Annotated in this window: 16 protein-coding genes and 1 pseudogene; 10 read left to right on the top strand and 7 right to left on the bottom strand. The window is 76.7% G+C overall.

The genetic code is table 11. From position 1 onward, the window contains the following. Positions 1-49: 49 nt before the first annotated feature. Together ACIQD7_RS33370 and ACIQD7_RS33365 are read right to left on the bottom strand one after the other, a co-directional pair. The gene (locus tag ACIQD7_RS33370; RefSeq protein ID WP_402446938.1) at positions 50-814 is read right to left on the bottom strand and encodes a glycerophosphodiester phosphodiesterase; all 765 of its coding nucleotides are present in this window, start codon (positions 812-814) and stop codon (positions 50-52) included. 134 nt (positions 815-948) lie between these two features. After that, positions 949-1,668 (bottom strand): annotated as a pseudogene (locus ACIQD7_RS33365) (YitT family protein); the annotation flags it as partial. 103 nt (positions 1,669-1,771) lie between these two features. Here ACIQD7_RS33365 and ACIQD7_RS33360 point away from each other — a divergent pair. Further along, positions 1,772-3,271, top strand: a complete 1,500-nt coding sequence (locus tag ACIQD7_RS33360; RefSeq protein ID WP_402446935.1) for a PLP-dependent aminotransferase family protein — start codon at positions 1,772-1,774, stop codon at positions 3,269-3,271. Between the two features lie 95 nt (positions 3,272-3,366). Here ACIQD7_RS33360 and ACIQD7_RS33355 read toward each other — a convergent pair whose 3' ends face one another. Together ACIQD7_RS33355 and ACIQD7_RS33350 are read right to left on the bottom strand one after the other, a co-directional pair. After that, complete coding sequence (locus tag ACIQD7_RS33355) at positions 3,367-5,022, bottom strand: hypothetical protein (RefSeq protein ID WP_402446932.1); 1,656 nt, start codon at positions 5,020-5,022, stop codon at positions 3,367-3,369. Positions 5,023-5,059: 37 nt separating this feature from the next. Then, positions 5,060-5,254: a hypothetical protein gene (locus tag ACIQD7_RS33350; RefSeq protein ID WP_030215129.1), complete on the bottom strand. Its 195-nt coding sequence runs from the start codon at positions 5,252-5,254 to the stop codon at positions 5,060-5,062. Between the two features lie 310 nt (positions 5,255-5,564). Between ACIQD7_RS33350 and ACIQD7_RS33345 the strand changes: the two genes are divergently transcribed. The 4 genes from ACIQD7_RS33345 (at position 5,565) to ACIQD7_RS33330 (ending at position 10,697) form a co-directional block, all read left to right on the top strand. Then, the gene (locus ACIQD7_RS33345; RefSeq protein ID WP_121828819.1) at positions 5,565-5,957 is read left to right on the top strand and encodes an ankyrin repeat domain-containing protein; all 393 of its coding nucleotides are present in this window, start codon (positions 5,565-5,567) and stop codon (positions 5,955-5,957) included. A 263-nt stretch (positions 5,958-6,220) separates the two neighbouring features. Further along, positions 6,221-7,636, top strand: a complete 1,416-nt coding sequence (locus tag ACIQD7_RS33340) for a HEAT repeat domain-containing protein (protein WP_402446929.1) — start codon at positions 6,221-6,223, stop codon at positions 7,634-7,636. Positions 7,637-8,349: 713 nt separating this feature from the next. Next, positions 8,350-9,471 carry a glycosyltransferase family 4 protein gene (locus ACIQD7_RS33335; RefSeq protein ID WP_402446926.1) on the top strand — a complete coding sequence of 374 codons (1,122 nt, stop codon included), beginning with the start codon at positions 8,350-8,352 and terminating at the stop codon, positions 9,469-9,471. Between the two features lie 95 nt (positions 9,472-9,566). Next, positions 9,567-10,697: a glycosyltransferase gene (locus tag ACIQD7_RS33330; protein WP_402447016.1), complete on the top strand. Its 1,131-nt coding sequence runs from the start codon at positions 9,567-9,569 to the stop codon at positions 10,695-10,697. A gap of 58 nt (positions 10,698-10,755) precedes the next feature. Here the strand turns inward: ACIQD7_RS33330 and ACIQD7_RS33325 are convergent, their stop codons facing one another. The 3 genes from ACIQD7_RS33325 to ACIQD7_RS33315 are packed head-to-tail and all read right to left on the bottom strand — an operon-like array spanning position 10,756 to position 13,048. After that, on the bottom strand, positions 10,756-11,619 hold the full coding sequence (locus tag ACIQD7_RS33325; RefSeq protein ID WP_402446922.1) for a biotin-dependent carboxyltransferase family protein: 864 nt from the start codon (positions 11,617-11,619) through the stop codon (positions 10,756-10,758). Then, positions 11,616-12,281: a 5-oxoprolinase subunit PxpB gene (gene pxpB / locus ACIQD7_RS33320; RefSeq protein WP_402446920.1), complete on the bottom strand. Its 666-nt coding sequence runs from the start codon at positions 12,279-12,281 to the stop codon at positions 11,616-11,618. The genes ACIQD7_RS33325 and pxpB overlap by 4 nt, the downstream gene beginning before the upstream one ends. Beyond that, positions 12,278-13,048 carry a LamB/YcsF family protein gene (locus ACIQD7_RS33315; protein ID WP_402446917.1) on the bottom strand — a complete coding sequence of 257 codons (771 nt, stop codon included), beginning with the start codon at positions 13,046-13,048 and terminating at the stop codon, positions 12,278-12,280. Before ACIQD7_RS33315 ends, pxpB begins: the two co-directional genes overlap by 4 nt. A 230-nt stretch (positions 13,049-13,278) precedes the next feature. On the opposite strand from ACIQD7_RS33315, the gene ACIQD7_RS33310 reads away from it, so the two are divergent. The 5 genes from ACIQD7_RS33310 (at position 13,279) to ACIQD7_RS33290 (ending at position 21,804) form a co-directional block, all read left to right on the top strand. Continuing rightward, positions 13,279-13,998 (top strand): GntR family transcriptional regulator, encoded by a 720-nt coding sequence (locus ACIQD7_RS33310; RefSeq protein WP_402446914.1) that lies wholly within the window; start codon positions 13,279-13,281, stop codon positions 13,996-13,998. A gap of 67 nt (positions 13,999-14,065) precedes the next feature. After that, on the top strand, positions 14,066-15,610 hold the full coding sequence (locus ACIQD7_RS33305) for a hypothetical protein (RefSeq protein ID WP_402446912.1): 1,545 nt from the start codon (positions 14,066-14,068) through the stop codon (positions 15,608-15,610). Continuing rightward, positions 15,607-16,179: a hypothetical protein gene (locus ACIQD7_RS33300; protein WP_402446909.1), complete on the top strand. Its 573-nt coding sequence runs from the start codon at positions 15,607-15,609 to the stop codon at positions 16,177-16,179. The genes ACIQD7_RS33305 and ACIQD7_RS33300 overlap by 4 nt, the downstream gene beginning before the upstream one ends. Next, positions 16,176-17,102, top strand: a complete 927-nt coding sequence (locus tag ACIQD7_RS33295) for a hypothetical protein (RefSeq protein WP_402446907.1) — start codon at positions 16,176-16,178, stop codon at positions 17,100-17,102. The genes ACIQD7_RS33300 and ACIQD7_RS33295 overlap by 4 nt, the downstream gene beginning before the upstream one ends. A gap of 88 nt (positions 17,103-17,190) precedes the next feature. Next, entirely contained in the window at positions 17,191-21,804 is a 4,614-nt protein-coding gene (locus ACIQD7_RS33290) for a hypothetical protein (RefSeq protein ID WP_402446904.1), read from the top strand. The last annotated feature ends 14 nt before the right edge of the window (positions 21,805-21,818 follow it).

The raw sequence follows: 21,818 nt of genomic DNA, 5'->3' as shown, positions 1-21,818 counted from the left end.
GTGGGCCCGTGCCCCTTGCGGTCCGTCCCCGGGCCGCCCGGGCGCGCGCTCAGTGCCACGCGCCCCGCTCGGTCAGCACCGAGCGCAGCGTCTCCAGGTGATCGGTCATGATGCCATCGACCCCCAGGTCGAGGAGAGAGGTCATGCGGGCCGGATCGTTCACGGTCCACACGTGGACCTGGAGCCCGCGCGCGTGCGCCTCCCGGACGAACCGCCGGTCGACCACCGGGATCCCGCCCTGGCGCTCCGGGACCTGCGCGGCCACCGCGCCGGCCCGCAGCGCCGCCGGGACGCCGAGGGAGCGCAGCCGCAGTCCGACCACCCCGCGCACCCCGTACGAGGTGGCGAGGCGCGGACCGGCCAGGCGCTGCGCCCGGGCCAGCCGGGCCTCGGTGAAGGAACTCACGCAGACCCGGTCCCAGGAGCCCGTCCGGCGGATCAGGTCGATCAGCGGGACCAGGGCCGACTCCGTCTTGAGGTCCACGTTCCAGCGGGCCTCCGGGAACTCCTCCAGGAGGTCGGCGAAGAGCGGCAGCGGCTCCCGGCCCGCCACCCGGGCCTCGCGCACCGCCTCCCACGGCAGGTCGCGGATCCGCCCCGAGGCGTCCGTCACCCGGTCCAGGGTCGCGTCGTGGAAGGCGACGAGCGCTCCGTCGGACGTCGTGTGGACGTCGGTCTCGAAGTAGCGGTAGCCCGCCGCGGCGGCCCGGCGGAAGGCGGCCGCGGTGTTCTCCAGGCCGTTCGCCGTGCCGCCGCGGTGGGCGAACGGGAGGGGAGAGGGGTGGTCGAGATAGGGGTGGCGTACGCGGGTCACCGCCGCAGTATGGCCTGTTCCGGTGTCCCGGGGGCGACCGCCGGGGGACGGGCGGCCGTCGCGGGGCCGGTGACCTCCGCCGGGGCGGGGTCACCGGCCGGGGCGGCGTCCTGAGCCGGGGCGGGGCCTTCCGCCGGGGCGGCGTCCTGAGCCGGGGCGGGGCCTTCCGCCGGGGCGGGGTCCTGCGTCCGGGCGGGGTCCTGTGTCGGGGAAGGGCCGGAGGAGGCCACCGTGAGGCCGCCCTCCCGCTCCGGGACCGCGAACCGGCGCAGGAAGAACTGGGCCAGCGGACCGATCGAGAGCGCGTAGAGCACCGTGCCGATCCCCACCGAGCCGCCGAGCAGGAAGCCGGTCGCCACCACGGCCACTTCGAGGGCCGTCCGCACCAGGCGGATGGAGCGGCCGGTGAGCCGGTGCAGCCCGGTCATCAGGCCGTCGCGCGGGCCGGGGCCGAACCGCGCCGCGATGTACAGACCGGTCGCGACCCCGTTGAGGACGATCCCCAGGACCAGCAGCGGCACCCGCACGGCCAGGCCGTCGGACTCCGGGACCAGGGCCAGGGTGCCGTCCATCGCCAGGCCGATCACGAAGACGTTGGACACCGTGCCCAGGCCGGGCCGCTGCCGGATCGGGATCCACAGCAGCAGCACCACCGCCCCCACCACGATCGACACCACGCCGATCGTCAGCCCGGTCTTCTCCGCGAGGCCCTGGTGGAGGACGCCCCAGGGCTCCAGGCCGAGCGAACCGCGCACGAGCAGCGCCGAGCTGACGCCGTACAGCGTCAGCCCCACGTACAGCTGGACCAGACGACGGGTGAGGTGCCGGCCGCGGAGGCCGGAGGCGATGGACAAGGTGCTGCCCCCCAGGGTGGTGGTAGTGGACTGACTCGTGCCACTCTGTGGCAGGGGATCGAAGGCCAACCATGGCCAATTCGAGGAAGGTGGACTGATTTCCATGGCTCAGTGGACTTCGGCGGTGGGACCGGCACAGCTCGCCCGACAGCTCCAGGCGCAGCAGCCCCGGCCCGCCGGGCCCGGCGCCCGCAAGCCGCCCGCCTACCGCGCCCTCGCCGACGGCATCCGGCTGCTCGTCCTGGAGGGCCGCGTCCCGGTCGCCGCCCGTCTGCCCGCCGAGCGGGAGCTCGCCCTCGCGCTCGCCGTCAGCCGGACGACGGTGGCCGCCGCCTACGAGGCGCTGCGCACCGAGGGCTTCCTGGAGTCGCGGCGCGGCGCCGGCAGCTGGACCGCCGTCCCCGCCGGGAACCCGCTGCCCGCGCGCGGCCTCGAACCGCTGCCGCCCGAGGCCCTCGGCTCGATGATCGACCTGGGTTGCGCGGCCCTCCCCGCCCCCGAGCCCTGGCTGTCCCGGGGCTTCCAGGGCGCCCTGGAGGAGCTGCCGCCCTACGCCCACACCCACGGGGACTACCCGGCCGGCCTTCCCGCGCTGCGGCAGATGCTCGCCGACCGGTACACCGCCCGGGGCATCCCCACCATGCCCGAGCAGATCATGGTCACGACCGGCGCCATGGGCGCCATGGACGCGATCTGCCACCTCTTCGCCGGGCGCGGCGAGCGCATCGCCGTCGAGTCCCCCTCGTACGCCAACATCCTCCAGCTGATGCGGGAGGCCGGGGCCCGGCTCGTGCCCGTCGCCATGTCCGAGGGGATCGGCAGCTGGGACCTGGGCCGCTGGCGCCAGGTGCTGCGGGACGCGGCGCCCCGCCTCGCGTACGTCGTCGCCGACTTCCACAACCCGACCGGCGCGCTCGCGGACGAGGACCAGCGGCGGCAGCTGGTGGAGGCGGCCCGCTCGGCCGGCACGGTGCTCGTCGTCGACGAGACCATGGCCGAGCTGCACCTCGACGACGACCTGGAGATGCCCCGGCCGGTCTGCGCCTTCGACCCGGCCGGCTCCACCGTCCTGACGGTCGGCTCGGCCAGCAAGGCCTTCTGGGCGGGGATGCGCATCGGCTGGGTCCGGGCCGCGCCCGACGTCATCCGCTCCCTGGTGGCCGCCCGCGCCTACGCGGACCTCGGCACCCCCGTCCTGGAGCAGCTCGGCGTGAACTGGCTGATGAGGACGGGCGGCTGGGAGGAGGCCGTGGGGCTGCGGCGCGAGCAGGCCAGGGAGAACCGGGACGCGCTGGTGACGGCGGTCCGCAGGGAGCTGCCGGAGTGGGAGTTCACGGTCCCGCGCGGCGGCCTGACCCTCTGGGTGCGCACCGGCGGCCTCTCCGGCTCCCGGCTCGCCGAGGTGGGGGAGCGGGTCGGCGTCCGGGTGCCGTCCGGGCCGCGCTTCGGCGTCGACGGCGCCTTCGAGGGCTTCGTCCGGCTGCCCTTCACGGTCGGCGGCCCGGTCGCGGACGAGGCGGCCGTCCGGCTCGCCGCCGCGGCCCGCCTGGTCGAGTCGGGGGCGGGCGGCGGGACGGAGCCGCCCCGGTCGTTCGTGGCGTAGTCCCTCCGGGGGTGTGCCGGTGCCGCCCGGGAGACGGCGGAGGGGCGGATACGGACACCACGGTCCGTATCCGCCCCTCCGCCGCGTCCGGCGTTTCAGCCCTCGGCCGGGACCGGCGCGTGGAGCGGGCCCGGACCCGCCGCCGGGGCCGGTTCGGGGGCGGTGACGGGGATCTTCTCGATCACCACCGTGGGAGCGGGAGCGGTGGCGGGTACGGGCGGGGCCGTGGGCGCCGCGGGCACGGCCGGGTTCCGCTCCGGGAGCAGGTCCAGGACCGCCTGGCGGTGCGCGTCGCTCGTCGCGTCGTCGTACGGGTCGGGCGTCGCCGGCACCTGGAGCCGCAGCACCGGACCGGTGCCCAGGCGCGCGTAGCCCCGGCCGGCGGGGACGTCGGGCGTCGGCGTGGTGTGCGGCGGGACGCCGAGGACGGCCTCGATCTGCCCCGGCGAGGCGGGGCCGAGGACGACCCGGGCCCCGGTGTGGCTCCGTACCGCCTCGCTCAGCATGTCCACGTGGTCGAACTGCTCGGCCGCCACCACCGTCACCTGAGCCGCCCGCCCGTGCCGCAGCGGCACCCGGAGCAGCTCCTGCGGGTCGGGGCGGCCGTCGGCGGCGGCCAGGTGGCCGAGGACGCCCGGCCGGTCGAGCAGGATCCACAGCGGGCGCCGGGTGTCCTCGGGCGCGGGCAGGCCCGCCTGCCGGGCCTGGTTCATGGCGATCAGACGCCGCTCGGTCTCGTGCGCCGCCCACTCCAGGCTCGTCAGGGCGCCGGAGAGTCCGCACTCGACGGCGAGGACCCCGGCCCGGCCGGTCAGGCACGCGTACTCGCCGGTGCCGCCGCCCTCGACGATCAGGACGTCGCCGTGGGGGAGCGCCTGGAGCGCGATCGAGCGCAGCAGGGAGGTGGTGCCGCTGCCCGGCCGGCCCACGGCCAGTAGGTGCGGCTCGGTGGAGCGGGGACCGGTGCGCCAGACCACGGCCGGGGCGTCCTCGGTGCCGTCCGCCGAGATTACCGGCACGGTCCGCTGCACGGCGTCGGCGTCGGTGAAGCCGAGGACGGTCTCGCCCGGCACGGTGACGAAGCGCTGGGCGGCGACGGCGGTGGACAGCGCGGGCAGCACGCTCAGGACGAGCCGGTTGTCCTCCTCGTCCCAGTCGAAGCGGTACTCGCGCCCGCGCCCCGACTTGGCGTGCAGCAGCTGCTCGACGCGGGCGCGCGCGGCCGGCTCGCCGTCGGCGAAGTACGGGGGGTACGCGATCCGCAGCCGGGTGAGACGCCCGTCCTCGTCGAAGGCGTACTCCCCGAAGGGTCCGCTCCAGTCGCCCCCGTGGGAGAAGAGCGGGGAGGGATCCTCGGGGACGGAGAAGTACGGCACGAGCGCCTCGTACAGGCCCTTGAGGCGGGCGGTCTCCGCCTCGTCGGGACCGGTCTTGACGACCGGACGCTCGCGCCCCTTCCACGCGGCGGCGCCCATCAGCGTGACGAGCGCGAGGAGCGGCCCGTACGGCAGGAGGGCGACGACCAGGACGCAGGCCGCGACCAGGAACAGCGTGGGACCACGCCGCTCCTTGGGGGTCGCGGCCCACTTGGCGCGCGCGGACGCGGCCAGCTTCCGCAGACCGCGGGAGACCGTGATCAGCGGATGGAGCACATCGGTGGCGCTGTCGGCGGCCGTGCGCGCGATCTCTCGACTGCGGGCGATCTGCGCGCTGCCGCTGCTCAGAATGCGGGGGAGTGGTCGCCGGGCCACGTCGTACTCCTGAAGTGGTGGAAGGGGCTGAGGGGCGTCAGAACTTGATCCCGCCCAGGAGACCGGCGAGGCTCTGCCCGCCCGCCGTGATGCTCGGGGCGATGGCCGTGCCCGCGAGGTAGAAGCCGAACAGCGAGCAGACGAGGGCGTGCGAGGCCTTGAGTCCGTCCTTCTTGAAGAACAGGAAGCAGATGATGCCGAGCAGGACCACGCCTGAGATGGACAGGATCATTGGTTGTTCTCCTGGTTGAGGGGACAGTCACCATGAGTTCTTCCAGGTTCACCGCAAGTATCTATGTGACTAAAGGTGCATTGGAGTGAAAAACGGGTGATTTCACTTGACCGGCGGACGGCGGACGCACGGCCGGGTGGCGAAACGCCCGAGGTGCGCTAAAGGGGAATCGGACGGGAACGGGACGCCGTGATCTTTGCCTCGGTCGCACAGGGTCATGTCTCCGAACGGGCAGTACCCTGTCGATTCACCCGTACGGCCGCGCTCGCCGTGCGCGGCCCGACACCACAGGAGAGAGGCGGTCCACCCGATGAGCGAGACTCCCGACCCCGAGGTCATCGAGCTGGCGTCGAAGGTCTTCGGCCTCGCGCGCACGGGGGACGCCGAAGCCCTCGCCGCCTACGTCGACGCGGGCGTCCCCGCGAACCTCACCAACGACCGGGGCGACTCGCTCGTCATGCTCGCCGCCTACCACGGCCACGCCGCCGCGGTCTCCGCCCTCCTGGAGCGGGGCGCCGACGCCGACCGCGCCAACGACCGCGGCCAGACCCCGCTCGCCGGCGCCGTCTTCAAGGGCCAGGAGGACGTGATCCGCGCGCTCCTCGCCGGCGGCGCGAATCCGGAGTCCGGGACTCCGTCCGCCGTCGACACCGCCCGGATGTTCGGCAGGGCCGAACTCCTGGAACTCTTCGGGACCCGGTGAACGGGCGCTGAACCCCAGGTGAGGCGGCGTCGTAAATGTGGTCGCGGTGGCGAAATGGGTGGGTCATCATGACGTCGGACCCGGCGAAACGGGCCACCGACGAGAGGCAGAGGAAGATGGTCACTGGCAAGCGCAGGACGACGAGCGGCCCGACATGTCGCCGCACGGCCTAGGCGTACACCGATGCACCGCCTGACCCGGTTCATCCCGGTCATCCCGGCATCCCCCGGTCGTGTCGACAGCTTGATGTGAGGCGTCTCCCCATGTTCGATCCAGTCATAGCGCCGAGCGGCACCCTGCTCGGCCTGCTGCAGCGGGGCCGCGGCGACGGCACCCTGCACGCCCTCGCCGCGCCGCGCGCCGAGGCCCTCGCGGCCCTCGCCCACTGCGTTCTCGACGACCCCCGCCACGACTGGCAGGTCGAGAACCGCTCCCTCTACTACGCCCGTCTCTACCTGGACCTCCACGGCGGTCTGGAGGAGATCGAGGCGCACCTCTTCGGCGCCGAGGACCACCTCGACACCGAGGAGTCCAGGACCGGGCTCGCGCTCGCCGTCCTCGGCCACCTCGCCTCCTACGGACGCCAGGACGCCCTGCTGCTGCTCCGGCGCTACGCCGCGACCGGCACCAACTGGGCCTGGGCCCTGGACGAGCTGGCCCTCCGCGACGACGACGCCGGACTCCGCGCGCTCGCCCCGCCCGTACTGGCCCGCTTCGCGGCCGACGCGGAGGGCGACGCCGAGCTGGCCCGCACCGTGCGCGACGCCTTCGAGCCCCGGCCCTGGCGCCTGTGGGCCGAGGACCGGCGCGACACCGTGGGCCCCCGCGTCAGGGCCGCCATGGAGCAGGGCTCCTTCGACCGCTGGCAACGCCAGATGCGCCCCACCGGGCCCCGCCCCGGCTGGAGCGTGCGCGCCGTCCTCGACTGGGCGCAGGAGGGGTACGAGCGCGGTGCCGTCCTCTACGGCCCCGCCGCCCGCTGCCTCACCGCCGTCGCCGGACCCGAGGACCGGCCCGAGCTCCTCGCCGCCGCCCGCGACGGCGCGGAAGGGGCCCGGGGCGCCGCCCTCCACCACCTCGCCGAGTCGGGGGACCCCGCCGTCCTCGACCTCGTCGAGCACGCCGCCGACGGCGCCCCCCGCCCGGTCGCCGAGGCCGCCGTCGCCGCCTACCGCCGGATGTGCGGCGAGGACGCGGTCGCCCGCGCCCGCGCGTGGGTCCGGCGCACCGACGCGCTCGGCGCCGCCGCCGCCGAGGTACTGGCCTGCCGCGGCACCGCCGAGGACTCCCCCTCCGTCCTCGGCGCGCTGCGCGAGACCGTACGCTCCCAGGGCCCCGACGCCCCCGAACTCGCCTGCCTCGTCGACGGGGCGGGGCGCCTCGGCATCGCCTGCGCGGCGCCCGTGCTGCGCCACGTCTACCGGGAGACGGCCTCCTCCCAGCTGCGCGGCCGCACGGCCCGCGCCCTCGCGGCCACCGACCCCACCTTCGCGACCGGCTTCGCCGTCGAGTGCCTCTGGGACTGCGAGGAGACCACCCGCGAGGTCGCCGCCCAGCACGCCGAGACCGGCGACATCCGCGTCGCCGAACGCCTCCGCCGCCTCGCCGCCGACCCGGCCGAGGAGGTCGAGGTCCAGCTGGCGGTGCGGAACCGGATAGGGCCGGATCTGCAGGTCTGAGGGCCCGGGGGCGTCTGCGGGCGCCCCGGGGCCGGGCGGGGCGGTGCTTTGTTCCGGCCGGGGTCGGGTGGGCCGGTGGCGTGTTTCGGCCGGGGTCGGGTGGGCCGGTGCTGTTCCTGCTGGGGCCGGTGGCGTGCTTCGGCCGGTGGCCGGTGGCCGGTCCTGAAGGCCGGTGCCGGCCCGGCCGCCGGTTGCCTAGGCCGCCGGCCGGTCGGGTTGCTCCGGCTGTCGGTTGCCTTGGCTGGCCCGGTTGCTCCGGCTGTCGGTTGCCCTGGCCGCCCCGGTTGTAGGTTGCGCCAGCCGCCAGCCGCCAGCCGCCAGCCGCCAGCCGCCAGCCGCCAGCCGCCCCGGCCACCGGCCACCGGCCGCCGGTCGTTTCCTGAACCCGGCCCGGGGCGGCAGGGCCTCCGCCGCAGATCCCGCCCCCGCATCCGCCCCCACCTCGGTGCGGCGGCGGCCGGAAGGCACGCCGCCGGAGCCGGACCGCCGGGCGTGGAAGCCCCGGACCCCCTGCCGGCGGCGCCGGAGCACGCGGCGGCGCGCTGCCGGGGCCGGAGACGGAGCCGTACCGCCGGCACCGAAACCCCGCCGCGCCCCGTCCCCGCCCCCACGCGCCCCGTAAGGGGCCCACGCGGGGAAACGCTCACGGGACGTTCTCCCCCCGTCCAGATCGACTTCGGCGGGGACACGCCGGGCGCGACGACAACACCCGTATGCGTGTCGTCATCGTCACCGAATCCTTCCCTCCCGACGTCAACGGTGTGGCGCACTGCGCCCTGCAGACCGCGCGCCACCTCGTCCGGCGGGGCCACGTCCCGCTCGTCATCGCCCCCGCCGTCGCCGACCCGGCGGCGGACGCCGACGCCCCCTGCGCCGTCGTCCGGGTGCCCTCGCTGCCCCTGCCCGGCTATCCGCAGGTACGGGTCGCCCTGCCCAGCCGCCGGGTCGCCGCGGCCATCGCCGCGCACCGCGCCGACCTCGTGCACCTCGCCGGACCGTTCGTGCTCGGAGCGCGCGGGATGACGGCCGCCGCCCGGCTCGGCATCCCCGCCGTCGCCGTCTACCAGACGGACCTCGCCGGCTACGCGCGCACGTACGTGGGAACCGGCGAGGGCGCCGCCTGGCGCCGCCTCCGCGCCGTGCACGGCGCGGCCGACCGCACCCTCGCCCCGTCCACCGCCGCCCTGCGCGACCTGGAGGCCCACGGCGTCGGCCGCGTCCGGCTCTGGGGCCGCGGGGTCGACACCCTCCGCTTCCGTCCCGGACTGCGCGACGCCGCCCTGCGCCGCGCCCTCGCCCCGGACGGCGAACTCCTCGTCGGCTACGTGGGCCGCCTCGCTCCCGAGAAGCGCGTGGACCTGCTCGCCGGGGTCTGCGGGCTCCCCGGCGTACGGGTCGTGGTCGTCGGGGACGGCCCGAGCGGGCCCGCGCTGCGCACCGCGCTGCCGGGCGCCCGGTTCCTGGGCCGCCGCACCGGCGCCGACCTCGCCCGGATCTTCGCCTCGCTCGACGTCTTCGCCCACACCGGCCCGTACGAGACCTTCTGCCAGACCGTTCAGGAGGCCATGGCCAGCGGGGTGCCGGTGGTCGCCCCGGCCGTCGGCGGGCCCCTGGACCTGGTCGACCACGGCCTCACCGGCCTCCTCGTGCCCCCGGGCGACCCGGACGCCCTGCGCGACGCCGTCGCCGCGCTCGCCGCCGCGCCGGACCTGCGCGCCGCCCAGGGCCGGGCCGGCCGCGCCGCCGTCCGGGACCGCACCTGGGAGGCCCTGGGCGACGAACTGATCGGCCACTATCGGGAGGTCCTGCGCGAGCGGACGGCGGTGGCGGCGTGAACGGCACCCGTACGACGGCCACGACCAAGACCAAGACCACGGCCACGGCCACGCGCACGCGTACGGACGCCCGGGCCGGCCGCGACGGGCTCCGGATCGTGCGGCTCGCGAACTTCGTGACCCCCACGTCCGGCGGCCTCCGCACCGCCCTCGACCGGCTCGGCCGCGGCTATCTGGAGGCCGGGCACGAACCGGTCCTCGTCGTCCCCGGCGAGGCCGCGAGCGACCGCCGCACCGCGCAGGGCCGGATCGTCACCCTCCCCGGTCCCGTGCTGCCCGGCACCGGCGGCTACCGGGTCCTCGCCGACCGGCGCCGGGTCGCCCGCCTCCTCGACGAGCTCGCCCCCGACCGCATCGAGGTCTCGGACCGCACGACCCTGCGGTGGACGGGCGAGTGGGCGCGACGCGCCCGCGTGCCGTCGGTCATGGTCTCCCACGAGACCGCCGACGGGGTCCTGCGCACCTGGGGCGTGCCGCCCGCCCTCGCGGCCCGCGCGGCGGACCGGCTCAACCGCCGCACCGCCTGGGCGTTCGCCCGGATCGTCTGCACGACGGAGTGGGCGGAGCGCGAGTTCGTACGGGTCGGGGCCCGCAACGTCGTACGGGCTCCGCTCGGCGTCGACCTGGACCACTGCCGGCCCGGCCGCCGCGACACCGCGACGCGGGCCCGGTACGCGGACGGGCAGCGGGTGCTGCTCCTGCTGTGCTCGCGGCTCTCCGTCGAGAAGCGGCCCGGCACGGCCCTGGACGCCCTGGAGGAGCTGCGCGGCGCGGGGATCGAGGCGGCGCTCGTGGTCGCGGGCGACGGGCCGCTGCGGGCCGGCCTGGAGCGGCGGGCGCGCGAGCGGCGCCTCCCGGTGCGGTTCGTCGGGCACCTCGCCGACCGGGAGGACCTGGCCGACCTCCAGGCGGCGGCCGACGTCTGCCTGGCGCCGGGGCCCGCCGAGACGTTCGGGCTCTCCGCCCTGGAAGCCCTCGCCTGCGGCACTCCGGTCGTGGTCAGCGCCTCCTCGGCCCTCCCTGAGGTCGTCGGCACGGCCGGGGTGGCCGCCGCCGACACCCCGGCGGCCTTCGCCTCCGGCGTCCAGGGCCTCCTCGCCGTCCCGGAGACCGTCCGCCGCCGGGCCGCACGCGCGCGTGCGGAGGGCTTCGCCTGGGACCGCTCCGTCACCGCCTTCCTCCGTGCCCACGACGCCCTCCCCGCCCCGGAGACGCCCGGCCGATGAACCGGGGACGCCACGCGCGCGAAGGCGCCACGTGTGCGAAGAGAGGGGGCCGCCTTGTTCACCGCACCGGCACGAACCGCACCGGCGTCCCCGGCACCGCCTGGGCCGCCGCGCCCAGGTCGGCCTCCCGGACGACCCCGACGACCGGATAGCCCCCGGTCGTCGGATGGTCCGCGAGGAAGACCACCGGGCGCCCGTCCGGCGGCACCTGGACCGCGCCGAGCACCATGCCCTCGCTCGCCAGTTCCCCGGTCACGGACCGTTCCAGGGCCGGTCCTTCGAGCCGCAGCCCGATCCGGTTGCTCGCCGGGGACACCCGGTACGCGCGCGTGGCGAGGGTGCGCAGGGCGCCGGGGGTGAACCAGTCGTCGCGGGGACCGAGCCGGACCCGCAGGACGAGCGCGTCCGGCGGCCCCGGCCAGGGAGGCGCGTCGACCGGCGTCCGTACCGTCCCGTCCGCGCCCAGCGGCAGGACCGTCCCCCGCGTCAGGGGCGCCGGGCCCAGGCCGGACAGCAGGTCGGTGGAGCGGCTGCCGAGCACCGGCTCGACCTCGATCCCGCCGCCGAACGCCACGTACGCCCGCAGTCCCCGCGAAGCCGTGCCGACCTCGACCACCGATCCGGCCGCCACCCGGACCGCCGTGCCCCAGGCCGCCGGGCGCCCGTCCACCCGGACCGGGCAGGGCGCGCCGCCCACCGCCACGGTCACCGCGCACCGGGGCCGCACCGCGCACCCGTCGACGGTGGTCTCCAGGACCGCCGCCCCCTCCGCGTTGCCCACGAGCCGGTTGACGAGCCGGGCGGCCGCCGGGTCGAGCGCGCCCGAACGGACCACGCCCAGGTGCGCGTACCCCGGGCGCCCCAGGTCCTGCACGGTGGTCAGCGCCCCCGGCCGGACCACGTCGACGGCCCTGCCCGTCATCGCCCGCCTCCCGGGCCGGGGCCCTCCGCCGTGAACCGGACCCGGGTGCCGGGGGAGAGCAGCGCCGCCGGGTCCCGTCCGGTGTCCCAGAGAACCGCGTCCGTGGTGCCGATCAGCTGCCAGCCGCCGGGGGAGGAGCGCGGGTACACGCCCGTGTACGGCCCGGCCAGGGCGACCGAGCCGGCCGGGACGGCGGTGCGCGGGGTGGCCCGCCGGGGGACCTCGTACCGCTCCCCGAGCCCCGTCAGATAGCCGAAGCCCGGCGCGAACCCGCAGAAGGCGACCCGGAAGTCGGCCGCCGTGTGGATCCGCACCGCCTCCTCGACGGACACGCCCCAGCAGGCGGCGACGTCCGCCAGATCGGGTCCGTCGTAGCGGACCGGCACCTCCACCACCCGCTCCACGCGCGCGGAGAGCGGCCCCACCTCCCATCCGGGCAGCTCGGCCGCGAGCCGGTCCGGGTCCGTCACCCCGTCGAGCAGCACGGTCCGCGCCGCCGGCACGACCTCCCGTACGCCGGGAAGGGCACCGGCCGCCCGCCGGCGCAGCACCTCGGCGTGGAACGCCTCCGCCTCGGCGCCGCCGTCCAGCTCCACGAGCAGCGCCCGCTCGCCCACGCGCAGCACGCGCACGCGTACCCCCGCGGAACGCCCCCCGCTCATGCGAAGGCCTCCACCCGCACCCCGGAGGCTTCGAGGCCCTCCCGGACCTGCCGGGCGAGTTCCACCGCGCCCGGGGTGTCCCCGTGCAGACAGAGCGACCGGGCCCGGACGGCCACGGGGGTCCCGTCGTGCGCGGTGACCGTCCCGAGCCGGGCCAGGGCCAGCGACCGCTCCACGACCTCGGCGGGATCGGTGACGACCGCCCCCTCCCGCCCGCGCGGCAGCAGGGAGCCGTCCCCCTGGTAGGCCCGGTCGCCGAAGGCCTCGGCGACGACCGGGAGCCCGGCCGCCGCGGCGGCCCTGTGCAGCCGGGACCCGGGCAGCCCCAGGACCGGCAGCGTCCGGTCCGCGAGCAGCACGCCCTCGACGACCGCCGCCGCCTGCTCCGCGTCCCCGACCACCCGGTTGTAGAGCGCGCCGTGCGGCTTCACGTACGCGACCCGGGAGCCCGCCGCCCGGGCGAAGACCTCCAGGGCGCCGATCTGGTAGGCCACCTCGGCGGCCAGCTCCGCCGCCGGGACGTCCATCGACCGCCGCCCGAAGCCGGCCAGGTCCCGGTAGGACACCTGCGCCCCGATCCGCACCCCGCGCGCGGCGGCCAGCTCGCACACCCGCCGCATGGTGGCCGCGTCCCCGGCGTGGAAGCCGCAGGCCACGTTGGCGCTGGTGACCACGGACAGGAGTTCCTCGTCGTCGGTCAGGGTCCAGCGGCCGAAGCCCTCGCCGAGATCGGCGTTGAGGTCGATCGACACCCGGTTCGTGCTCATCTGCGCCTCGCGGGACGGGGCGTGCCCACGCGGGCACGGCAGGACCATGGGACGCTTTCAACGTAGAGGATCGTTGAACGATCCGACAAGAAGTCTGTCGTTCCGCCCCCTCCATGCGGTTGACTGCCCTGCGGTCGGCTTCCGCGTGGTCGACTTCCGTGTAGTCGACCTTCCGCGCGTCGGCTTTCCGCGCGGTCGGACCGGCGGAGAGCGGAGAGGGAGGGAGCACCGTGGCGGAGCCGGTGGAGGACAGGGCCGGGGGCCTGGCGGAGGACCGCGCGCTGCTCGGCCGTACGAGCACCGCGGAGCGGGTCGCGGACATCCTGCGCGCCCGCGTCGCCGAGGGCTGGTTCCCGCCCGGGACCCGGCTCTCCGAGGACGGCATCGGCGGCGCCCTCGGCGTGTCCCGCAACACCCTGCGGGAGGCCTTCCGCCTCCTCACCCACGAGCGCCTCCTCGTCCACGAACTGAACCGGGGCGTCTTCGTCCGCGTCCTCGACGCCGACGACGTGGCCGACATCTACCGCACCCGCGGGCTCGTCGAGTGCGCCGTCGTCCGGGGCCTGGGACGGCCGCCGTTCCCCCTCGACGGCCTCGCCGCCGCCGTCGCGGCGGGCGAGACCGCCGCCCGCGCCGGCGACTGGAACGGCGTCTCCACGGCCAACATCTACTTCCACCGCGCACTCGTCGCCCTCGCGGGCAGCGCCCGTACCGACGAACTGATGCGCGGCGTCCTCGCCGAACTCCGCCTCGCCCTCCACCTCGTGGAGGACCCGCGCGCCCTCCACGAGCCGTTCCTCGCGCGGAACGCGGAGATCCTGGGCGCCCTGCGCGCCGGCGAGCGCGGCACGGCGGAACGCCTCCTCGCCCGCTACCTCGACGACTCCCGCGCCCGGGTCGCGGACGCCTGCGGCCGCGCCTCCGGCACCCCGCCGGGCGCCCGTCGCTGACCCCGGGGGTCCGGGCGTATCCGCACTGTTTCGACCGTTGTCAGGGTGAGGACCTAATCTGTGCACCGTGACTTCGCCTGCCTCGACGGACCTCGCTCCGCCCCAGCTCAGCGCGGGGCCGCGGCCCGCGCAGGGCCCGGCCGCCGACGAAGGGCTCGCGCGGCGGCTCCGCGCGCTCGCGTGCACCGCCCCGCTGCACGACCTCGACGCCCGCAAGGCGAACCTGGCCGGCGAGTACACGGTCTACGCGATGGCCGAGGTGGCCCTCGCCGCGATCGACCTCATCACCCTGAACATGGACTTCGACACCGGCGCCGACCACGAGCAGATCGTCGCCCGCCTGCTCCCCCGCGTCGCCGCCCAGGCCCCCGACCGCCCCGCCGCCGAGCACGAGCGCGTGGCCCGCTGGGTCCTGGAGAACCTGATCAACGTCGGCAGCGTCGACCGCGGCTTCCGCGCCGTCTACGGCACCTTCGGCACCGACGGCGTCTACGTCCGCAGGGACTACGACTTCAAACTCGTCGAGGAGGTCCCGGGATACGGCGGCGGGGTCTACCTCCGCACCACCGACGAAGCGGTCAACGTCCTCGTCGGAGCCCTCGACACCGACGTCACCAGCGCCCAGATCGCCGCCGAGGTGAAGCTGGAGGTCCTCATCAGCCGGGGCCGCCTCGCCGACGCCCAACTCGCCGCCGAGCAGGCCCGCTACCGGACCGTGCAGTACGCCGAGACCCTCCGCAGGACCCTGGAGGCCACCCGGCGCAACGTCCGGGCCGTCGACTGGCTCCAGACGGTCCCCGACATGATCGCCGAGGCGCTCGACCACGTGGCCGACCGCTACCGCCACGAGAACGCGATCCTCACCAACATCCGCCGGGCCCGCGACGAGGCCGAGGCCGCCACCGACGCGAAGACGGCCGAGCACAAGCGGCGCGCCGCCGAACTCGTCGACATCGTCAAGGACTGCATCCGGCGCCACACCCAGCTCCAGTCCCGCCTCCTGGAGGCCGGACCGCTCTTCCGCGCCGAGCAGGACCGCCAGGCCTTCGCCGCCCCCGCCGCGTACACCGGACTCGACCTGTACGGGCAGCTGGTCGCCCCGCTCCTCACGCTCCCCGTCGAGCAGGCCACCCGCGCCACCGACGCCTTCTTCGCCCACGGCACCGGACTGCGCACCCCCGCCTCCGTCCGCCTCGGCGACCTCGTCGACCTGCTCCTCACCCCGCCCGTCGAGCGCGAGCACCTGGGCGCGGAGATGCCCGAGCCCGACCTGATCGCCACCCCCGACGACTCCCGCTTCAGCGAGGAGCAGCTCGGACAGGCCATGCGCCTGCTCGACCTGGAGCACGACGCCCCGCGCCGCCTCTCCGGCCTGCTCGCCGAGGCCCGCGCGACCGACCCCGACCTGCCGTACCTCGTGGCCCTCCTCGCCGTCCACGCGGCGAGCCCCCCGGTCGGCACCGCCTACCGCCAGGGCGAGGAGCGGCTGCTCTTCGCCGTCGACGACGGCACCCCGCTCGACGACCCCGAGTTCGGAGGCGCCGACCTCATCGTCGGTACGGCCCTCCTCGACGCGGCGGGCATGGCCGCCGACCGCACGGAGGCGACGTGACCCTCGTACCCCCCGCCCCGGCCTCCTGTACCGACGGGACCGGCCCCGCCCCGGCCGACGCGCCCGCCCCGGCCGATGTCCTCGACCCGGCCGACGCGCTCGGCCTGCCGGCCCCGGCGGTCCCGACCGCTCCGGAGGACACCGCCGTACCCGCGCCCCGGCCGGAGGCCGACGTCGTGGCGGCACCGGAGCCGATGCCGGAAGCCGGAACGGAACCCGACGCGCCCCCGGCCCCGGCGGCCGACCGCGACCGCGCCCTGGAACCGGCAGCCGATCCCGGTCACGCGCCCGACCCCGCCCCGGGCCCCGACCCCGACGCCGCGCGGACCCCCCGCACCCGCCCCCGTCTCGGCACCGTCCCCCTCGCGCCCGGGCCGTCCCGCTCCGGGGCCGCGCGGCGGCGGGGCGACGTTCCCTCCGTCCGGGCCGTGCGGCTCGCGGACGGGCCGCCCGCGCCCGCCGAGCGGGGCCCGGCACCGGCCGCCGTCACCCCTGTCCCGCTGCCCGTGCCCCGACCTGCCGTCCGCGCCGTACCGACCGAGAACCGTCCCGAGGAGCCCCAGCCGTGAGCGAGACCCACGCCGAGCACGCCGACGCGTGGAGCGAGCAGGAGGCCCCGCACGCCGACGCGTGGAACAGGCCGGAGGCCCCCGCCGCCTCCGGCGGCCCCGCGGTCACCCCCGCCGACGCCGCCGACGCGGCCCGGCTCGTCTCCTTCGGGCTCCAGCCCAAGCTGCTCCCGGCCCGCGACGCCGAATACGCCGACCTCCTGCGCCGCTACCGCGAGGACCCCGCCTTCGCGCGCCTCGCCGACGCCGTCGCCACCGGCCTCGGCCTCGTCGTCCTGGAGGTCTCCCCGCGCGCGGGGATGGCCGTCACCGCCGCCGAGGACTCCGTCTTCGCCGTCCGCATGGGCGACTACGCCCGCCGCGCCTCCACGGACTCCGCCGACCGGTTCCTGCACGGCCTGGCCCACCTCGCCGTCGCCGCCATGGCCTTCCCCCGGCCCGAGGACCTCGCCGACGACGCGTACATCGGCCGGTTCACCGTCAACGGCGTCGACGCCTTCGTGCGCCAGGCCTGCCTGCGCCTGGAGCAGCGCGCCGAGGAGGAGGGCGAGAACACCGACCCGGCCTCCGACGCCCCAGGCCTGGAGGCCGCCTGGCGGACCTACGCCCGCCGCAGCGCCACCGGCGCCACCAAGGACGCCCGCAGACTCGCCGGATCCACCACCGGCATCGTCGGCAAGGCCGCCGCGTTCCTCACCGACTCCGGCTTCCTCCAGCGCACCGGCGACGAGGGCGGCGGCTCCTACCGCACCACCGCCCGCTACCAGCTCCAGGTCCGCGACATGGCCGGCTCCGCCGCCATGGCCGAACTCCTCGAACTCGGCGTCGTCCCCGTCAGCGACGGCTCCGCGACCCTCCTGCCGCCGCACGAGGGCGACGACCTGGAGCTCGCGGCCGACGCGGGCCTCCCGTTCCACTCGTAGTCCCGCCCACGCGCCATCCCGCCGACCCCGTCCACCCCGCGCGCGGTCCCGCCGCCCCGCCGATCTTCCCAGCACGAGAGTCCCCGCCATGTACGAGCTGTCCCGGGTCCGCCTCTACTCCATCGGCCCCGCCGGCGCGCGCTACGCCGACACGGTCCTGGACCTGCGCGGAGTCGGCGCCCCCGTGCCCCACCCCGCCCCCACCCAGGCGGAGTTCTTCGAGGACGAGCCGGTCGGCCCGCCGCGCCGCCCGGCCCCCGCGGGCGTGCTCTTCCTGGAGAACGGCGGCGGCAAGTCCGTCCTCCTCAAGCTGATCTTCTCGGTCATGCTCCCCGGCCACCGCAACACCCTCGGCGGCGCCAGCTCCGGCGTGCTCCGCAAGTTCCTCCTCGCCGACGACTGCGGCCACGTCGCCCTGGAGTGGCAGCACACCCTCACCGGCGAACTCGTCGTCGTCGGCAAGGCCAGCGAGTGGCGCGGCCGCCAGGTCTCCAACGACCCCAGGAAGTTCGCCGAGGCCTGGTACTCCTTCCGCCCCGGACCCGGCCTCAGCCTGGACAACCTCCCCGTCGCCGAGGCCACGTCGGTCCGCCCGCCCGTCGAGGGCGCCTCCGGCGCGCGCGGCCGCCGCCGCACCATGAAGGGCTTCCGCGACGCCCTGACCGAGGCCGGCAAGGCCTACCCGCACCTGGAGGTGGTCTGGGAGGAGATCCACGACCGCTGGAACGAGCACCTCGGCGAACTCGGCCTCGATCCCGAACTCTTCCGCTACCAGCGCGAGATGAACGCCGACGAGGGCGAGGCCGCCGGCCTCTTCGCGGTCAAGAAGGACTCCGACTTCACCGACCTGCTGCTGCGCGCCGTCACCGACACCCGGGACACCGACGGCCTCGCCGACCTCGTCGGCGGCTTCGGCAACAAGCTCGGCCGCCGCGCCGAACTCACCGCCGAACGCGACTTCACGGCCGGCTCCGTCGACCTCCTGAACCGGATCGTCGAGGCCGCCGGAATCCGGACCCACGCGCGCGAGGTCCACACCGCCGCCGAGCGCCGCACCCGCACCCTCGCCCGCCGGCTCTCCGCCCGCGCCGCCGAGGAGCGCGGCCGGGGCGCCGCACTCGCCCAGCAGGTCACCACCGCCGCCCACGCCGTCGCCGAGGCCGAGGACGCCCGCGGCCGCAGCTCCCTCATCGCCGCCGAACTCGCCTACCGGCACGCCTCCCTGGCCCTGGCCGCCGCCGAGAAGGGCGCGGCCTCCCAGCGCCGCGAACTCACCGACGCCCGCACCCTGCACTCCGCCTGGCAGGCCGCCGAGGCCGTGCTCCGCCACCGCGCCGCGGGCGACCGCTCCGCGCGCGTGGCCGCCGCCATCCGCGAGGCCGAGCGGGACGCCGCCCCCGCCCTCGCCGCCCGCGCCACGGCCGCCGCCGACCTCGTACGGGCTCTCGCCGCCGCCGCCGAGGAGGGCGAGCGGCACGCGGCCGAGGAGGAGGAGCGCTCCACCGCCCTCCAGGAGGCGGGCGAGACCGCCCACCGCGACGCCACCGCCGCCGCGACCGAGGCCCAGCGCGCCCGCAGCGAGGCCGGCCACCTGCGCCAGCGGCTCGCCGAGGTCGAGCAGGAGACCGCCGAGGCCGTACGGGCCGGCTGGCTCGACGACACCGCGCCCGACGCCGACCCGGCCCGCGCCGCGCTCGCCGCCAGCGACGCCGAGAAGACCGCGGTCGCCGCCTGGGACACCGCCCGCGAGACCGCCGCCGCCCTCGTCGAGCGCGCCCGCGAGGCCGCCGGGGCCGAGTCCCGCGCCGAACTCGCCGCCGCCCGCGCCGCCGACGCGGCCGGGGCCGCCGGAAACGCCCACGACGCGGAGCGCCGCGCCGCCGAGGCCCTCGCCTCCGAGGAGCGCCTCGCCGAACTCCTGAGCCTGCCCCCGGCCGGTGAGGGCCCCACCGGGCCCGCCTCCCACGGACCGCTCACCGTCACCGACTTCGACCGGTACGCCGACGAACTGCGCTCCCTCCTCGACGGGGCCGTCTCCTCCGCCGAACGGCAGCTCTTCGAGCTGCGCACCGCCGCCGCCGACGACTCCCGGATCCTCGGCGCCCTCGGCGACGGCGGCCTGCTGCCGCCGGGACCCGACGTCCTGGCCACCGTCGAGCACCTCGGCGAGCACGGCATCCCCGCCCTCCCCGGCTGGCGCTACCTCGCCCAGGCCGTGGACCCCGCCGACCACGCGCGCGTGCTCGCCGCCCGCCCCGAACTCGTCGACGGCGTCGTCATCACCGACCCCGTCTCGTACGGACGCGCGCGCGAGGTCCTCGCCGCCGCCGCGCTGCTGCCCCGCTCCGCCGTCGCCGTCGGCACCGCCGCCGCCCTGCTCGCCCCCGTACCGGCGCGGACGGGGGACGAGGACGCGGGCGTCTTCCTCGTACCGCCGAACCCGGCCATGCACGACGAGCACGCGGCCGACGAGGAGCGGCACGCCCTGCGCGCGCGGGCCGCCGCCCGCGACGAGGAGATCCGCGCCCTCGCCGGCCGCCTCGCCGCCGACCGCTCCCTGGCCGCCCGGATCGGCGCCTGGCGCGCCGACTGCCCGCCCGGGATGCTCGCCGAGCTCGCCGAAGCCGCCACGGCCGCCCGCGAGAGCGCCGAAGCGGCCGCCGCGACCCTCGAAGAGGCCCGTACGGCCCGTGCCGAGGCCGACGAGACCGCCGCCGAGGCGATCCGCGTCCGCGACGAGCGCCAGGAGGCCGCCCAGCGCGCCCGCCGGGTCGCCGACGCCCTCGCGGGCCTGGCGTACCGGCTGCGCGAGCGGTCCGCCTGGCAGGCCAGGCTCCGCGAACTCGCGGACGACGCCGCCGAGTCCGAGGCCCGCGCCCAGACCTGTCTGGAGCGCGCCCGCGCCGCCGACGAGGACCGCCGCGCCGCCCAGCGCGCCGCCGACGACGCCCACCGCACCGCCCGCGCCCTGCGGGCCGAGCGCGCCGAGATCGCGGGCGCCCCCGACCCGCTCCCCGAGGCCGATCCGGCCGCGCCCCGCACCGCCCTGCCCACCCTCCGCGAGGCCTACCGGGCCGCTTCCCAGCTGTACGAGAAGGTCGGCGTCGGCGCCGACCTGCGCGCCGAGCAGGCCCGCGCCGAGAGCGACGAGTCCGCCGCCCTCGCCGAGCTCAACCGCCTCACCAACAAGGTCCGCACCCGCGCCGAACAGCTCCTGGAGTCCACCGACGGCGCCGACGGCCCGTCCCGCCAGGCCGCCGCCGCCCGCGCCGAGTCCCTGGTCCAGATGCTGGAGACCCGCGCCTCCGAGGCCAGCGAGAAGCTCGGCCGGCTCCGGGGCGAGGCCGAGCGCCTCGCCCCCGAGGACGGCGGGGCGCACACCGAACTGCCCGAGGAGCTGGTCCCCGCCGACGCCGAGCGCGCCCAGGCCCTCCTGCGCACCGCCACCGCCGAACTCGCCTCCCGCAGCGCCGCCCTGGAGTCGGCCCGTGCCGCCCACGCCGGACTGCTCCGGGACCACCGGGCCGCCGAGGACGCGGCCGGCGGCTTCGACGAGACGGCGGCCCTCCTCCGGGACCTGCTCCGCGACCACCCGGACGAGGAGCGCGAGGAGACCGAGCCGTACCCCGGCACCCTGGAGGAGGCCCGTACGACGGCCGCCGAGGCGCGCCGGGCGCTGCGCGGCCGGACCGGCGAGCTGTCCGCCGCCGACGCGGCCGTGCGCGAGGCGAGCGACGTCCTCGTCCGGCACGCCAACTCCACCCGCTACGAGCAGGTCCGCACCCCGGCCCGCCAGCAGATCCGCGAACTCCCGGCGTCCGCGCTCCCCGAGCACGCCGCCAAGTGGGCCGAGGCCTTCGCGCCCCGGCTGCGGGTCCTCACCGACGAGCTGGAGCAGCTGGAGCGCAACCGGGACTCGATCGTGGACCGCCTCCGCGGCCTCGTGGAGTCCTCCCTCGCGACCCTCCGCTCGGCCCAGCGGCTCTCCAGGCTCCCCGAGGGCCTCGGGGAGTGGTCCGGCCAGGAGTTCCTGCGGATCCGCTTCGAGGAGCCCGACCAGGCCACCCTCGCGGAGCGGCTCGGCGAGGTCGTCGACGAGGCCACCCGCGCCGCCGTCAAGAAGAACTCCGACCTGCGCCGCGACGGCATGTCCCTGCTCCTGCGGGGCGTGCAGGCGGCCCTCGAACCCAAGGGCGTCTCCGTCGAGATCCTCAAGCCGGACGCGGTGCTCCGCGCCGAGCGGGTCCCCGTCGGGCAGATGGGCGACGTCTTCTCCGGCGGCCAGCTGCTCACCGCCGCCATCGCCCTGTACTGCACGATGGCGGCGCTCCGCTCCAACGACCGGGGCCGCGACAAGCACCGGCACGCGGGCACGCTGTTCCTGGACAACCCGATCGGCCGCGCCAACGCCACGTACCTCCTGGAGCTCCAGCGGGCCGTGTCCGACGCGCTCGGCGTCCAGCTCCTGTACACGACGGGCCTGTTCGACACGACCGCGCTCGCGGAGTTCCCGCTGGTGATCCGGCTCCGCAACGACGCCGACCTGCGGGCGGGGCTCAAGTACATCAGCGTGGAGGAGCACCTGCGCCCGGGGCTTCCGCAGACGGACCCGGAGGGGGAGACCGTCCACGGCGAGATCACGGCGACGCGGATGTTCCGCCGCCACCAGTCCGACGACCCGGCCCCGACGGACGCCGCGTAGCGGACTGCTCGGAG

The sequence above is a fragment of the Streptomyces sp. NPDC093071 genome, assembly GCF_044754545.1.
In the GTDB taxonomy this organism is placed as follows: Bacteria; Actinomycetota; Actinomycetes; order Streptomycetales; family Streptomycetaceae; genus Streptomyces.
This window is presented reverse-complemented; position numbering and strand designations above follow the sequence as displayed.

Coding starts and splice junctions, on each gene's coding strand:
- ACIQD7_RS33360 (WP_402446935.1), top strand. CDS start 1,772: ATGGCTCAGTGGACTTCGGCGGTGGGACCGGCACAGCTCGCCCGACAG.
- ACIQD7_RS33350 (WP_030215129.1), bottom strand. CDS start 5,254: ATGATCCTGTCCATCTCAGGCGTGGTCCTGCTCGGCATCATCTGCTTC.
- ACIQD7_RS33345 (WP_121828819.1), top strand. CDS start 5,565: ATGAGCGAGACTCCCGACCCCGAGGTCATCGAGCTGGCGTCGAAGGTC.
- ACIQD7_RS33340 (WP_402446929.1), top strand. CDS start 6,221: ATGTTCGATCCAGTCATAGCGCCGAGCGGCACCCTGCTCGGCCTGCTG.
- ACIQD7_RS33335 (WP_402446926.1), top strand. CDS start 8,350: ATGCGTGTCGTCATCGTCACCGAATCCTTCCCTCCCGACGTCAACGGT.
- ACIQD7_RS33325 (WP_402446922.1), bottom strand. CDS start 11,619: ATGACGGGCAGGGCCGTCGACGTGGTCCGGCCGGGGGCGCTGACCACC.
- pxpB (WP_402446920.1), bottom strand. CDS start 12,281: ATGAGCGGGGGGCGTTCCGCGGGGGTACGCGTGCGCGTGCTGCGCGTG.
- ACIQD7_RS33315 (WP_402446917.1), bottom strand. CDS start 13,048: ATGAGCACGAACCGGGTGTCGATCGACCTCAACGCCGATCTCGGCGAG.
- ACIQD7_RS33290 (WP_402446904.1), top strand. CDS start 17,191: ATGTACGAGCTGTCCCGGGTCCGCCTCTACTCCATCGGCCCCGCCGGC.